Below are 15,292 nucleotides of genomic sequence, written 5' to 3' on the forward strand. Positions count from 1 at the left end.
TATACTAAATACAATTTTTAGTAGTTATCTGATTTAAACTCTTTCTATTGAAAAAGAATACTCTTAAATATAGTTTTATTCTCATTTTTTTATTCTTTTTGATAGCTTGTTCTACCAAAAAAAATACTTTTTTGTCTAGAACTTCTCACTCTGTTGGTACTAAATATAATATTTTGTACAATGGAGGGATTAGTTTAGATAAAGGTTTGCTTTCTATTCAGGCTAATAATGAAGATAATTTTTGGAAATTACTGCCAATAGAAAAAATGCAGTTTGACGAAAATTTTTCTGAAGGAGAGAAGGCTAAAAACCCTGATTTTGAAAGAGCAGAAACGAAAGCTACCAAAGCGATTCAGAAGCACTCAATGAATATTGGGGGTAGAGAGAAAAATACACAGATAGATGAAGCTTACTTAATGTTGGGAAAAGCGAGATATTATGATCAGCGTTTTATTCCAGCAATTGAGGCGTTCAATTATATTTTATACAAATATCCTGAAAGCAATAATATTTATATTGCAAAAATCTGGCGCGAAAAAACCAATATGCGCTTAGGTAATGATGCCATCGCATTAAAAAACATCAAACTTTTACTTAGAAATACAGATTTAGACAAACAAACTTACGCCGATGCAAATGCTCTTCTTGCAGAAGCTTTTCTGAATTTGGAACAAAAAGACAGTGCTGTTTCTAGACTTAGAATTGCAGAGCAGTTTACTAGAAAAAACGAAGAGCGAGCAAGATACCGTTTTATTCTTGGACAAATGTATCAGGCTGAAGAAAAACGAGATAGCGCAATTTATTTTTATGATGCTGTAATTGATTTAAACAGAAAAGCAGATCGTAAATACATGATGCACGCTTACGCGAAAAAAGCGCAAATGTTTGATTATGGAAAAGATAACGATACCATCTTTTTAAAAACATTCAATAAGCTGGTTACAGATCGTGAAAACCGTCCTTATTATGATTTTCTTTTTTATGAAATGGGAGTTTACTATGATAAAAAGAAAGATCAAGAAAATGCTTTAGTATTTTACAATAAATCTTTAGGAAGAAAATCCAAAGATCCTTATTTAATGGCATCGGCATACCGCAACATTGGAAACATGTATTTTAAAAATACTGACTATACAATGGCTGCGAAGTATTATGATAGTACTTTGACGAAATTAGACCCAAAAACTAGAGAGTATGCTTTTATAGAAAAAAATAGAAAAAATCTAGATAACGTAATTAAGTACGAAGCAGTTGCAAAACGTAATGATAGTATTATTACGGTTTACAATATGCCGCCGACTGAAAAGAAATCTTTCTTCGAAAATTATATTGCGGAGCTTAAAAAGAAAGACGAAGAAAAAAGACTGTTTGAGGAAAAAGAAAAAGAACGATTAGCAAACATCGATCGAAATTCGCAAGCACAAGGACCTGTAAATGGAGCTGTCAATCCACAATCTTTGGGTAAACCAGCAGAATCTGATGGAATCGGAATGCCTCCAGGAAGTAATAATGACAATGCAAGTACTTTTTATTTCTACAATCCAACAACGGTTGCCTACGGAAAACTGCAGTTTAAAAAAATGTGGGGTAGTAGATCTCTTGGTGGAAATTGGAGATTAGGAGGAACAAAATCTGCCAGTGATGCAATCAATGATAGCATAAACACAAAAGAAGTTGCTAATGTATTGAAAGATACCATTGTACCAGAAAAATATACTGTAGCATATTATGTTAAACAGCTTCCAACTTCAGAAGTTGCGATGGATAGTATTGGTAAAGAACGCAACTTTGCATATTATCAGTTAGGACTTATATATAAGGAGAAGTTTAAAGAATATAATTTAGCAAGTGATAAGCTAGAACAATTGCTACACAATAACCCTGAAGAAAAACTGGTATTGCCATCAATGTATAATTTGTATAAAATTTATCAAATTACAAATCCAGAAAAAGCGGAAGCAATAAAAAACGAAATTTCGACAAAATATCCAACTTCGCGATATGCTCAGATTTTAAATAATAAATCAGACGATCCAAATTCTAATCCCGATGTAGAATATAAAAAGTGGTTTAAACTCTTTGAAGAAGAACACTTTGATGAAGTCTTAGCCAATATTGATAATTTAATTAACCAATATTCTGGTGAAGATATTGTTTCTAAATATGAATTATTAAAAGCCAATACTTTAGGAAAAGTAAATGGTTTGGAGGCTTATAAAAAAGGTCTTGAAAATGTAGCAGACAATTACCCGAATAGTGAAGAAGGCAAAAACGCTAGAGAAATTCTCGAAAAACAAGTTCCGGTTTTAGAGAGACTTAATTTTACAACTGTCGATAACAAAAATTGGAAAATATTATACCGTGTTGCTAATAACGATGCTAAAACGGTTAAAAGAATTGAAGAAGCAATCAGAGTATTTTTGTTAGTTGAAAATTACGAAAGATTGACAACATCTTTGGATAAATACAATAAAACGGAAAGTTTTGTAGTTATTCATGGTTTAAAATCTGAAGCTTACGCGAATGATATTGCTGGAGTCTTCAGAGATGATAAAAAATATAAAATTCCTGATCAGGCAATAATTATATCAGCTGATAATTACAAAATTGTGCAGATTAAAAAGAATTTAGACGCATACTTGACCCCAAAAACCCCTTAACCGCCATGTTTGAAAAAGTAAAAAAAAACGGAACTGAACAATTAGGAAAAACGAATAGAATTGTAGAAGGAACATCAATAGTAGGAGACATAGTCTCTAAAGCCGATTTTAGATTAGACGGCGAATTAATTGGAAATTTTACTTCGCAAGGCAAAATTGTTATTGGGGCCAAAGGAGTTGTTAAAGGAGAAATTATTTGTAATAATGCTGATATAGAAGGAGAATTTCACGGAAAAATAAAAGTTCTCGAAACCCTAAATATTAAATCGACTGCTCAAATTCACGGAGAAGTAGCTGTAGGGAAACTTTCTATAGAACCAGGCGCCGACTTCACAGCTACTTGCACGATGCTTGCACATTCAAATCAGGTAATAATGCTAGAAGATGGAAAAGGAGCCGAATAATAATAGGAGAAACAAATGGCTTGCATTTATTAATATCCCTTTTCAAATGGGGGTTATTATTTTTTTATTCTCTTATTTTGGAACTTGGCTAGACGAAAACCATCCAAGCCCTAAAGTATATTATAATACCATTTTTGTATTAATCGGTGTCGGTATTGCATTATATAATGTAATCCGACAGGTTAATGATATCAATAAAACAAAGTAGTTTGTAAATAAAAACCGCTTGAGATAAAAGTTGCATCTTTGCATCAAAATTATTTCAAATGCTTTCAAAAAATTACAAACCGTTTTTTTATTTGTTCGGCCTTGCTTTAGGAACTTATATTATTCATAAAGCAATTTTTTTCTTTAGTGAAATTAGTACAGAAAATTTTCATTACAGTTTAGAATTACTGTATTTTTCTTTCTTCGCGATTTCGTCTTTATTATACCTTATATTATTAGTAGTAAAAAAGAAGAATTTTGAAATTGTCGGAATGACATTTTTATTTGGAACTTTTACACAAATGTTATTAGCCTATTTAGTTTTGCAGCCAATTTTAAAAATCAAAACAGGAGAGAGCGATGTTGAAAAAATGAGTTTTTTTTTAACATTTGTGCTGTTTTTGTTATTTCAGACGCTTTTAACTGTCCGATTATTAAATGAAAAGCCATAAAATAACAATTCTTTAAAACAAGGTTTAAAAATAATTTTTCATATCCTTTTGAATATTAATAAAAAATGTACCTTTGCACCAAATTTTAGAAACGTAAAAAAATAAGATTTTCCACGATATGGTGATTTCAAACAAACCACTCAGCTTTATTCTTGCAGCTTTTGTAGCTTCTCTACCTATTATGGGTTTTGCAAATCAAGAGAATGATTCGACGCATGTTCAAACTGAAACGACTCACGAAGAGAAAGTAGTTTCACATACTGCTCACGAAGAAGGAGAGCATGTTGCTCTAGATCCTAAGGCTAAAGTAGATGCTTTTATTGATCACCACTTACAAGATTCTCATGACTTTGTTTTCTTTCAAGATGAAAAAGAAAACAAACACTACGGTTTTCCATTACCAGTTATTCTTATTGATGGAGGATTAAAAGTTTTCTCTTCTTCAAAATTCCACTTTGGAGAAACAGTTGCAGAAGTTGACGGAAGTTTTTACAAATTAGTTCACGGTAAAATTTACAAAACAGATGCAGCCGGAACAATTACTTTTAATGAGCACGGTCATCCAGAAAATGAAAAGCCATTAGATTTTTCAATTACAAAAAATGTTGTTTCAATGCTTTTCGTATCAGTATTATTATTGTTAATGTTTACTGGATTAGCAAGATCATATAAAAAAGGACCAATCCCAACAGGATTTGGTAGAGTTTTAGAGCCATTAGTAATTTTCATCAGAGATGAAATTGCAGTTCCAAATATTGGAGAGAAAAAATACCGTAAATATATGGGTTACCTATTAACTGTATTTTTCTTTGTTTGGATCTTAAACTTATTAGGAATGACTCCGCTAGGAATCAACGTAACAGGAAACATTGCTATTACAGTTTGTTTGGCAGCCTTTACATTTATCATTACTCAATTTAGTGCAAACAAAGATTATTGGGGACACATCTTCTGGATGCCAGGAGTACCAGTTCCAATGAAAATCATCTTAGCTCCAATTGAGGTTTTAGGAACATTAACAAAACCATTCGCATTATTAATCCGTTTGTACGCAAACATTACTGCAGGTCACGTAGTAATTATGAGTTTGATTGCAATGATCTTTGTTGGAAAAAATTTAGCAGCAGATTTACCAATCTCATTAGGATTAACATTATTTATCTCTGTTATTGAAATCTTAGTTGCATTTTTACAAGCGTTTATCTTCACAATGTTATCATCATTGTTTATTGGTATGGCTGTTCAAGATCATGATCACGCTCACCACCACGAAGACGAAACAGCGATTATTTAATTTTTAGAAGTTTAATTTTATATATATAAATAGTTATGGGAACAATTCCAACTTTAGTAGGTGCTGGTTTAGTAGTAATCGGTGCAGGTTTAGGTTTAGGTAAAATCGGTGGATCTGCTATGGACGCTATTGCTCGTCAGCCAGAAGCTGCAGGTAAAATTCAAACTGCGATGATTATTATCGCGGCTTTATTAGAAGGTTTAGCATTCGCTGCTTTGATCTTAGGAAAAAACTAATAAAGAGAGAAATAACAGCATCTTTAACGGTTGGTTAAAGATGTTGTTACTTTTAAAAAAGAAATTAAATATTTAATATAGTTATAAAATGGATAAGTTAATTAACGATTTTTCATTCGGATTATTCTTCTGGCAAGCTTTAATCTTGGTAATACTAATTTTGCTTTTAGTAAAATTTGCTTGGAAACCAATTATGGAATCTATTACTGCAAGAGAAGAAGGTATTAAAAACGCATTGCTTTCTGCTGAAAATGCTAAGAGAGAAATGGAAAACTTACAAGCTGACAATCAAAGAATTTTGAATGAAGCTCGTGCTGAACGTGACGCGATGTTGAAAGAAGCTCGCGAAATGAAAGAGAAAATGATTGCTGATTCTAAAATCGAAGCGCAAGAAGCTGGTCAAAAAATGATCGAGCAAGCTAAAGCTGCTATCGAAAGCGAAAAAAATGCTGCAATGGCGGAATTGAAATCTCAAGTTTCAACTCTTTCATTGAGTATTGCTGAAAAATTATTGAAAGAAGAATTATCTAACAAAGAATCTCAAACTAAATTAGTTGAGAAAATGTTAGGTGACGTAAAGTTAAACTAAGATTATGGCAAGTACAAGAGCAGCAATTCGTTATGCAAAAGCAATTCTAGACTTAGCAAACTCTAAAGGTGTTGCCGAAGCTGTCAATAACGATATGAAATCAATTGTTTCTGCAATTGAGACAAATGAAGAATTAAGAACATTTATCCTAAACCCAACTACAAAAGCTGAAGTTAAGGAAGGTGCTCTTTTAGAAGTTTTTTCAAATGCAAATGGAGTGACAAAAGGATTATTCCGTTTATTATTCGAAAACAAAAGATTTGAAATTCTTGATGCAATTGCATTAGGATACAATAAATTATTTGATGAAAATCAAGGTGTTGAAGTAGCAAAAGTTACTACAGCAATTCCGATGGATGCTGCTTTAGAAGCTAAGGTTTTAGCAAAAGTTGCAACTTTATCAGATAAAAAAATTACAATTGAAAATATAGTAGATCCTTCAATTATTGGTGGATTTATTTTGAGAATAGGAGATAATCAGTACAACGCTTCAGTTGCTAACAGATTACAAGTATTAAAAAGAGAGTTAAGTAATTAGTTTTATAACACAAAAAGTGTCTAAATTATAAATTAAGATGGCGGAAATCAAACCTGCTGAAATTTCAGCGATATTAAGAAAGCAAGTAGAAGGTTTTGAATCTGGCGCTACGCTAGAGGAAGTAGGATCAGTACTTCAAGTTGGAGACGGTATTGCTCGTGTTTACGGGCTATCTAATGTACAATATGGAGAGTTAGTAGAATTTGATAACGGTATGGAAGGTATCGTATTGAATCTTGACGAGGATAATGTGGGTGTTGTATTATTAGGACCTTCAACAGGTATTAAAGAAGGATCTACAGCAAAAAGAACTCAACGTATTGCTTCTCTTAAAGTTGGTGAGCAAATGGTAGGACGTGTTGTTAATACTCTTGGTTTTCCAATTGATGGAAAAGGACCAATTGGTGGAGATTTATACGAAATGCCTTTGGAAAGAAAAGCACCTGGCGTTATCTTCCGTCAACCAGTAACTGAGCCATTACAAACAGGTGTAAAAGCAGTTGATGCTATGATCCCAGTTGGTCGTGGACAACGTGAGCTTGTTATTGGTGACCGTCAAACAGGTAAATCAACTGTTTGTATCGATACAATCTTAAATCAAAAAGAATTTTACGATGCAGGAAAACCTGTATTCTGTATATATGTTGCAATTGGACAAAAAGCTTCAACTGTAGCAGGAATCGCAAAAATGTTAGAAGAAAAAGGAGCAATGGCTTATACAGTTATCGTTGCTGCAAATGCTTCTGATCCAGCTCCAATGCAAGTTTACGCTCCATTCGCTGGTGCTGCAATTGGAGAATACTTCAGAGATTCTGGTCGTCCAGCTCTTATTGTTTATGATGATTTATCTAAACAAGCTGTTGCTTACCGTGAGGTTTCTCTTTTATTAAGAAGACCACCGGGACGTGAGGCGTATCCTGGAGACGTTTTCTACTTACACTCTCGTTTATTAGAGCGTGCTTGTAAAGTAATCGCTGATGACGGTATCGCTAAAAACATGAACGATTTACCAGATTCTATCAAATCTATCGTAAAAGGTGGTGGTTCATTAACTGCATTGCCAATTATCGAAACTCAAGCTGGTGACGTTTCTGCATATATTCCAACAAACGTAATCTCTATTACAGATGGTCAGATTTTCCTTGATGGAGATTTGTTCAACTCTGGGGTTCGTCCTGCAATTAACGTAGGTATCTCTGTATCTCGTGTAGGAGGTAATGCTCAAATTAAATCAATGAAAAAAGTTTCTGGAACTTTAAAATTAGACCAAGCTCAATTCCGTGAATTAGAAGCTTTCGCTAAATTTGGTTCTGACTTAGATTCTGTTACTTTAAACGTAATTGAAAAAGGTAAAAGAAACGTTGAGATCTTGAAACAAGGTTTGAATGATCCTTATACAGTTGAAAACCAAGTAGCTATTATCTACGCTGGTTCTAAAAACTTATTAAGAAACGTTCCTGTAAATAAAGTAAAAGAATTTGAAGCTGATTTCTTAGCTTACTTAAACAGTAAACATAAAGATACGCTTAATGCTTTAAAAGCTGGTAAATTTGATGATAGCATCACTGATGTTATCGAAAAAGCAGCAAAAGAAGTTTCAGCAAAATATAACTAATTAGATAATTCGTTAATTAGATAATTGGAAAATGGTTAACATTCTTCTAATTATCTAATTTTCAAATTGTCACATTTTCTAAATAATAGATGGCAAATTTAAAGGAAATCCGTAATAGAATTACTTCCGTTTCATCGACGATGCAGATTACATCGGCTATGAAAATGGTTTCTGCTGCAAAGCTGAAGAAAGCACAAGATGCAATCACTGCAATGCGTCCTTATGCCGAGAAATTAACGGAGTTATTGCAAGATCTTTCTGCTACACTTGAAGGTGAAGTAGGAGGAGATTACACTACACAACGTGAAGTAAAAAAAGTATTGCTAGTTGCGATAACTTCTAATAGAGGTTTATGTGGTGCTTTCAATTCAAATATTATTAAAGAGATTAAAAATCGTACTGATTTTTATGCTGGAAAACAAGTTGATGTTTTTGCAATTGGTAAAAAAGGAAACGATTCTTTAAGCAAAACTCATAACGTTCACGGTCACCATAATGCAATTTTCGATAACTTAACTTTTGAAAATGTTGCTGGAATTGCAAATAATTTGACTGAGAAATTTTTATCTGGAGAATACGACAGAATTGAGTTAGTTTACAATCAGTTTAAAAATGCTGCAACTCAAATTGTTCAAACAGAACAATTTTTACCGTTAGCACCTATCAATACTGATGCAGCGACTTCTACTGGAGATTATATTTTTGAACCATCAAAAGAAGAAATCGTTTTGACGTTAATTCCTAAGTCTTTAAAAACGCAATTGTATAAGAGTATTCGTGATTCATTTGCGTCAGAGCATGGAGCACGTATGACTGCAATGCACAAAGCAACAGATAACGCAACTACATTAAGAAACCAATTAAAATTAACTTACAATAAAGCACGTCAAGCTGCTATTACAAGTGAAATTTTGGAAATTGTTGGTGGAGCAGAAGCTTTAAACGGATAATTTATTCCGTAATATAATAAAAGAAAAAGCCAGCATTTGCTGGCTTTTTCTTTTATTGGAAGTTTTATTCTTTTTTAAAAATAATTTTTTATAAAATGGTGATTCTCAAATTATCGTTAAGTTGAGAATCACTACCATTTTATAAAAAATTGACAGATAACTCTGTGTGCTTTGTCTTTCATGGGAACAAACTAGCTTTATTAATCCCAATGCTCTGTTTTTTTGAGGGTTACATTTCAGCAGAATCAATCCCTTTTGCTTTGTCTTTTATGGGAACAAACAAGCTTTATTAGTCCCAGTGCTCTGTTTTTATTAGGGTTACATACAGCTGAATCAATCCCTTATGCTTTGTCTTTTGTGGGAACAAACAAGCTTTATTAGTCCCAGTGCTTCCTTTTTTATAAGGGTTGTATCTAGCTTTCTCAATCCCTGTGAAACAAATTTATGCAGAACTCTTAAAAAAATGTTACATAATTTTCTGTCATATTTTATATATTTCACATGTTGTTGTGTGTTAATTATGTAACTGTTAACTAAATTGTTAAGTAATTTTGATTATAATAAATAGCAAAATTTATGAATCTATATATAAAAGAACTATCTACAATTTCTGAAATGTTGGCTGAAATCGAGACTATAAAATTTCTTTATCCTAATTTGAGTTTAGAAAAATATGAATCTTATCTTTTAGAAATGATACCGCATAATTACACTCAAATTGCAGTTTTTGAAAATAATTGTTGTGTAGGATTAACAGGGTGTTGGTCGGCTACAAAATTGTGGACTGGAAAATATCTTGAGATTGATAATTTTGTTGTAAATCCTGATTATCGATCACGAGGCATTGGAAAAATTCTTACCGATTATGTGGAGAAAAAAGCTAATGAATTAAACTGTAGCAGTATTGTTCTCGATGCTTTTACAGGAAATTTTGCCGCTCACCGATTTTATTACAACCAAGGATATGCGCCAAGAGGATTTCATTTTGTCAAAATTTTAGATGAAAAGAAAATGACTGTTTAAAAACAAACATAAGTTTTCTTTATTGCATCAACAAAAGCACCATTAAACAAAAGAAATGGTTATTTTTGTCTTACAAACATTATTAGAATTATATTTTGGGATTATATAAAAATCTATTCAAGCAAACGGCAATTTACGGACTGGCGACAGTTTTACCAAGAATGCTGAGTTTTTTATTAGTGAGATTATATACAGGAATTTTACCTACTGCCGAGTATGGTGAAGTTTCAATTGTATTGTCTTGGATGGTTTTCTTTAACGTAGTTCTTTCGTACGGAATGGAAACCGCATTTTTTAGATTTTACAGTGCAGAAGAAGATAAGAAAAATGTAATTGCAACCTCTACAATTTCAATATTTTGGACTTCAATTCTATTTCTTTTTGCAGGTTTAATTTTTAGAAATACATTGGCAAATTTAGCAGAAGTCGATGTACAATATATTACTTATTCGGTATGGATTTTAGTTTTAGATGCATTGGTTTTAATACCATTTTCTAAACTTAGAGCTAATCAAAGACCTATGGTTTATGCGGCGATTAAAATTGGAAACGTTGTTATAAACTTATTACTGAATATATTTTTCTTGATGTATCTTCCAAAAGTGGCAGCATCAAACCCGAATTCTGTTTGGGATAATTTATATGTAGAGAATTTCCAAATCGCTTATATTTTCATTGCAAATCTTTTGGCAAGTTTGGCTACATTCATTGTGCTTTCACCAAATTATCTTTCGCTTGGACGAAAATTCGATCCAATTCTTTGGAAAAAAATGATGAAATACGGACTTCCTATTTTGGTTGCCGGTTTAGCTTTTGCTGTAAATGAGCATTTCGATAAAATTCTTTTAGGATATTTACTCCCTGAAAATTTAGCAAAATCTGAAGTTGGAGCATATTCTGCTTGTTACAAATTAGGATTGTTTATGGTTCTTTTTGCAACAGCTTTCAGATTAGGAATCGAGCCTTTCTTTTTTAGCCATGCAAAAAATGAAAATGCACCACAGACTTACGCCGTTATCACTAAATACTTTGTGATTCTTGGATCACTTATTTTATTAGGTGTTATTGTTTTTGCAGACATTCTAAAATACTTATTATTAGATAACAAATCGTATTGGGAAGCCATGAAAGTCGTGCCATTAATTATTTTGGCAAATTTCTTTTTAGGAATTTACAACAATTTGTCTGTTTGGTATAAACTTACAGACAAAACTAAAATTGGAGCTTACATTTCTATTGTAGGTGCAATTGTTACTTTAATTTTAAATTATCTTTTAATTCCGAAATACAGTTACTATGGTTCTGCTATTGCAACTATTTCGGCTTACGGAAGTATGATGCTTATTTCGTATATTTTAGGAAATAAATATTATCCAATTCCTTATGACATGAACAAAATTGGTGCTTATTTAGGCGTTTCAATAGTATTTTCAATTATCTCATTTTACGGATTTAGAGAAAAATATTATGTTGGAATTCCGCTTCTTTTAATCTTTATGTATATGGTTTACCATTTTGAAAAAGATACTATTAAAGGAATAATGAAAAGAAAATAAGACGTTTTAAAAAAATTATAATTCAAAAATGAAAATTCAAATAATCAATAAATCACAACACGATTTACCAAATTACGAAACTATTGCATCTGCAGGAATGGATTTGCGTGCCAATATTACGGAACCAATTACGTTAAAACCTTTAGAAAGAACTATTGTAAAAACAGGACTTTTTATCGAATTGCCAATTGGTTACGAAGCGCAAGTAAGGCCAAGAAGCGGTCTAGCTGCAAAAAAAGGCGTAACTGTTTTGAATGCGCCAGGAACTGTTGATGCAGATTATAGAGGAGAAATAGGAGTAATTTTAGTAAATTTATCTAATGATGATTTTGTAATTGAAAATGGAGAAAGAATCGCACAGCTGATTATTGCAAAACATGAAAGAGCAGAATGGATTGAAGTTGAAACACTTTCTGAAACATCAAGAGGTGAAGGAGGCTTTGGAAGTACTGGAGTAAAATAAATTTCTGTAAAAGAAATAATTAAAAAAGAAAAGACCAAACCCAATGAAGATTTTTAAAATCTTCCCATAAAATCAAATAAAGAAATGAAGATAATTGTGCCAATGGCAGGCCGTGGATCGAGATTGAGGCCCCATACATTAACGGTTCCAAAACCATTAATTCCAGTTGCAGGAAAATCGATTGTACATCGTTTAGTTGAAGATATTGCCAAAATATTAAAAGAACCAATTGAAGAAGTTGCGTTTATCTTAGGAGATGAAGCTTTCTTTGGAGATGATGTTGTAGCAAGTTTAGAAGATTTAGCAAAAGGATTAGGGGCAAAAGCTTCTATATACCGTCAGGATCAGCCTTTGGGAACTGGGCATGCAATTATGTGTGCAAAAGATTCTCTTTCTGGACCAGCTGTAATTGCTTATGCAGATACTTTAATTAGAGCTGATTTTGAGTTAGATCCAGAAGCTGATGCTGTGATTTGGGTAAAACAAGTAGAGCAACCAGAAGCTTTTGGTGTGGTAAAACTGAACCAGAATAATGAAATTATAGAATTGGTTGAAAAACCAAAAGAATTCGTGAGCGACTTAGCTGTAATCGGAATTTATTATTTTAAAGAAGTTGGAATTCTAAGAAATGAACTTCAAAATGTTTTGGATAATAATATTCAGAATGGCGGCGAATACCAGATTAATGATGGTATTAAAGCAATGATGGCAAACGGAAAAGTTTTCAAAACAGGAAGCGTTGACGAATGGATGGATTGCGGTAACAAAGATGTGACTGTTGAAACCAATACAAGAATGTTAGGTTTTCTTCACAATGACGGAGAACATTTAGTTGATTACGGAGTTACGTTAGAAAATTCTACGATTATTCCTCCGTGCTATATTGGACAAAATGTAATCTTGAAAAATACGACAATTGGACCAAATGTTTCTCTTGGAAATGGTTGTCATGTAACAGACAGTACAATCAAAAACAGTTTGATTCAGACTTATTCTCAGATTAAAAATGCTGCTTTAGATAATGCAATGATCGGAAATCATGTAAGTTACGATGGTAAGTTTACAAGTATCAGCATTGGAGATTACGCTGTTTTAGAATAAAATAAAAATTAGAAAAGTTTCGTTTTGTTTAAAATGTAATTTTTAGAAATGATTAAAAAAAGAGTTTTCACATTATTGGTTTTTGCTTTATTTAGCTCATCATTTTCGGTTTTTGCTCAGACAGAACCCGAGGATATTGCTATGGCAACAGACGAATATCAAGACTCATTTTATGAATCATTAAAACAAAAAGGAATTGAAAATTATGATAAAGCTATTGTGTCATTGGAGAAATGTATTAAGCTAAAACCCAATGACGCAGTTGCTTATTTCGAATTAGGGAAAAATTATCTGTTACTTAAACAATATCAAAATGCACAAGATGCTTTTGAAAAAGCAACACAGCTTAATCCTAAAAACAAATGGTTTTGGCTTGGAATTTATGATGTAAGTTACGAGACAAAAAATTATCCTTTGGCAATTGAAATTATTCAGAAAATAATTGTTTTTGACGAAGAATATAAAGACGACTTGATTTCGCTGTACATGATTACCAATCAGTACGATAAGGCATTGATCGCGATTAACGAAATGAACGATAAGTTCGGAAAATCTTCTGACCGAGAAATTTATAAAGCTCAGATTTTATCGCAAGGGAAATATCAGAATGCTGAAATTGACAATCTAATTCAGCAGATTAAAAAAGATCCGAAAGAAGAATCCAATTATTTGAATCTTATTTTATTGTATTCAAAAAACAATGAAAATGAGAAATCGCTTGAAGTAGCAAAACAGTTGGCAAAAGAAATCCCAAATTCAGAATGGGCACAAGTGAGTCTGTTCAAAGGATATTTGGATGCCAATCAGGCAGATAAAGCTATAAAATCGATGAATGTGATTTTGGCAAGTTCAAAAATCGATTCAAAAATCAAACACAGAACTTTGAATGAATTTTTGATTTATGTAAATAAAAATCCACAGTATTCTGCCGATTTAGAAAAAGCTATTTCTTATTTTGACAATGATAAAGATGTTGATGTTGCTAAAGAAATTGGAAAGTTTTATCACAGCAAAGGTCAGTTTGAAAATGCAATTAAATATTATGAAACGGATTTAAAAGCAAATTCAGATACTGATCTTGAAACCAATATGTTATTGCTAGAAGCGTATGCGAAGGCAAAACAATATGAGCCCATGACAAAAAGAGCCATGATGCTGATTGAAGTTTATCCGAGTCAGGCTCAGTTTTATTATTTTGCAGGTTTAGGAAGTAATCAGCAAAAGCAATTTAAAAATGCAAAAACCGTCTTAGAAATGGGTCTTGATTATGTGGTGGATGACGTAAAATTAGAATCAAATTTTAATATTCAATTAGGAGAGGCTTACAATGGATTAGGAGACGCAAAGAAAAAAGAGGAATACTTTTTGAAGGCAAATGAAGTATTAAAAAAGAAAAAATAAAGAAAAATGCAGATGAAAAAATATATATCAATACTAGTATTGTCTATTGCTGTGATTTCATGTAAGTCGAAAGCAGTAGCGGTACAAGGAAGTACAAGCCAGACAGTTGCACCAAAAGAAGACAAAAAAGTAATCGAAAAATATTATGACAACAAGTTAGATTTTTCTACTTTATACATAAAAGCGAGTGCAAAATATGTTGATGAAAAACAAAGTCAAAACGTTACTGCTGAAATCAGAATTGAAAAAGACAAACAGATTCTAATTAGCGTTCGTTTCTTAGGAATTACAATGGCTAAAGCCTTAATAACACCTTCTGCAGTAAGTTATTATGAAAAAATAAACGGTACTTACTACGAAGGAGATTTTACAAGTTTGAGTAAATGGTTAGGAACTGATTTAGATTATAGTAAAGTACAGAATCTTTTGGTTGGAGAAGCTTTTGATGATTTAAGAAAAGGAAAATATACACAAACAATTGTAGATAATCTTTTTAGACTAGATGAAGAAAAAGATGCTAATTTGAAGAAAACCTTCTTCTTAGATGGTGAAAAATATTTAGTTCAAAAAGAAGAAATTTCACAGCCATCAGAAAACAGAACATTACAAATTGCATATTCTGACAGTAAAAATTTTGATCAGGGAACACTTCCAACAAGTATCGAAATTAATGCAGTACAGCCAAAAGGAAAAACAAATATAAATTTGAATTATAACAATATTTCATTTAATGAAGAACTTTCTTTTCCGTATAGCGTTCCAAGCGGTTATAAAAAAGTTACAATTAAGTAAATTTGCAAAAA

16 protein-coding genes are annotated in these 15,292 nt (G+C 32.1%); all 16 read left to right on the forward strand.

Annotated features, from left to right (window positions below):
- The first annotated feature begins 47 nt into the window (after positions 1–47).
- The 16 genes from OD917_RS12050 (at position 48) to OD917_RS12125 (ending at position 15,281) form a co-directional block, all read left to right on the forward strand.
- Complete coding sequence (locus tag OD917_RS12050; RefSeq protein WP_263523759.1) at positions 48–2,660, forward strand: tetratricopeptide repeat protein; 2,613 nt, start codon at positions 48–50, stop codon at positions 2,658–2,660.
- 5 nt (positions 2,661–2,665) lie between these two features.
- Positions 2,666–3,064: a polymer-forming cytoskeletal protein gene (locus tag OD917_RS12055; RefSeq protein ID WP_263523760.1), complete on the forward strand. Its 399-nt coding sequence runs from the start codon at positions 2,666–2,668 to the stop codon at positions 3,062–3,064.
- Positions 3,045–3,272 (forward strand): AtpZ/AtpI family protein, encoded by a 228-nt coding sequence (locus OD917_RS12060; protein ID WP_263523761.1) that lies wholly within the window; start codon positions 3,045–3,047, stop codon positions 3,270–3,272. The genes OD917_RS12055 and OD917_RS12060 overlap by 20 nt, the downstream gene beginning before the upstream one ends.
- A gap of 58 nt (positions 3,273–3,330) precedes the next feature.
- The gene (locus OD917_RS12065; RefSeq protein WP_263523762.1) at positions 3,331–3,723 is read left to right on the forward strand and encodes a hypothetical protein; all 393 of its coding nucleotides are present in this window, start codon (positions 3,331–3,333) and stop codon (positions 3,721–3,723) included.
- A 118-nt stretch (positions 3,724–3,841) separates the two neighbouring features.
- Positions 3,842–5,017: a F0F1 ATP synthase subunit A gene (atpB, locus tag OD917_RS12070; protein WP_263523763.1), complete on the forward strand. Its 1,176-nt coding sequence runs from the start codon at positions 3,842–3,844 to the stop codon at positions 5,015–5,017.
- 35 nt (positions 5,018–5,052) lie between these two features.
- Positions 5,053–5,253, forward strand: a complete 201-nt coding sequence (gene atpE / locus OD917_RS12075; RefSeq protein WP_026727281.1) for an ATP synthase F0 subunit C — start codon at positions 5,053–5,055, stop codon at positions 5,251–5,253.
- Positions 5,254–5,341: 88 nt separating this feature from the next.
- Complete coding sequence (locus OD917_RS12080) at positions 5,342–5,842, forward strand: F0F1 ATP synthase subunit B (protein WP_111284369.1); 501 nt, start codon at positions 5,342–5,344, stop codon at positions 5,840–5,842.
- A 4-nt stretch (positions 5,843–5,846) separates the two neighbouring features.
- Complete coding sequence (gene atpH / locus OD917_RS12085; RefSeq protein WP_263523764.1) at positions 5,847–6,380, forward strand: ATP synthase F1 subunit delta; 534 nt, start codon at positions 5,847–5,849, stop codon at positions 6,378–6,380.
- Between the two features lie 37 nt (positions 6,381–6,417).
- Entirely contained in the window at positions 6,418–7,995 is a 1,578-nt protein-coding gene (gene atpA / locus OD917_RS12090) for a F0F1 ATP synthase subunit alpha (protein WP_111284374.1), read from the forward strand.
- 89 nt (positions 7,996–8,084) lie between these two features.
- Positions 8,085–8,945 carry an ATP synthase F1 subunit gamma gene (atpG, locus tag OD917_RS12095; RefSeq protein ID WP_263523765.1) on the forward strand — a complete coding sequence of 287 codons (861 nt, stop codon included), beginning with the start codon at positions 8,085–8,087 and terminating at the stop codon, positions 8,943–8,945.
- A 576-nt stretch (positions 8,946–9,521) separates the two neighbouring features.
- Positions 9,522–9,968 (forward strand): GNAT family N-acetyltransferase, encoded by a 447-nt coding sequence (locus OD917_RS12100; RefSeq protein ID WP_263523766.1) that lies wholly within the window; start codon positions 9,522–9,524, stop codon positions 9,966–9,968.
- 95 nt (positions 9,969–10,063) lie between these two features.
- The gene (locus OD917_RS12105) at positions 10,064–11,524 is read left to right on the forward strand and encodes a lipopolysaccharide biosynthesis protein (protein WP_263523767.1); all 1,461 of its coding nucleotides are present in this window, start codon (positions 10,064–10,066) and stop codon (positions 11,522–11,524) included.
- Positions 11,525–11,552: 28 nt separating this feature from the next.
- On the forward strand, positions 11,553–11,987 hold the full coding sequence (gene dut, locus OD917_RS12110; protein WP_263523768.1) for a dUTP diphosphatase: 435 nt from the start codon (positions 11,553–11,555) through the stop codon (positions 11,985–11,987).
- An 84-nt stretch (positions 11,988–12,071) separates the two neighbouring features.
- Positions 12,072–13,088: a sugar phosphate nucleotidyltransferase gene (locus OD917_RS12115; RefSeq protein ID WP_263523769.1), complete on the forward strand. Its 1,017-nt coding sequence runs from the start codon at positions 12,072–12,074 to the stop codon at positions 13,086–13,088.
- A 48-nt stretch (positions 13,089–13,136) separates the two neighbouring features.
- Entirely contained in the window at positions 13,137–14,489 is a 1,353-nt protein-coding gene (locus OD917_RS12120) for a tetratricopeptide repeat protein (protein ID WP_263523770.1), read from the forward strand.
- Between the two features lie 12 nt (positions 14,490–14,501).
- Complete coding sequence (locus OD917_RS12125) at positions 14,502–15,281, forward strand: DUF4292 domain-containing protein (protein WP_263523771.1); 780 nt, start codon at positions 14,502–14,504, stop codon at positions 15,279–15,281.
- Positions 15,282–15,292 lie beyond the last annotated feature (11 nt).

The organism is Flavobacterium sp. SH_e (assembly GCF_025717045.1).
Taxonomy (GTDB): Bacteria; Bacteroidota; Bacteroidia; order Flavobacteriales; family Flavobacteriaceae; genus Flavobacterium.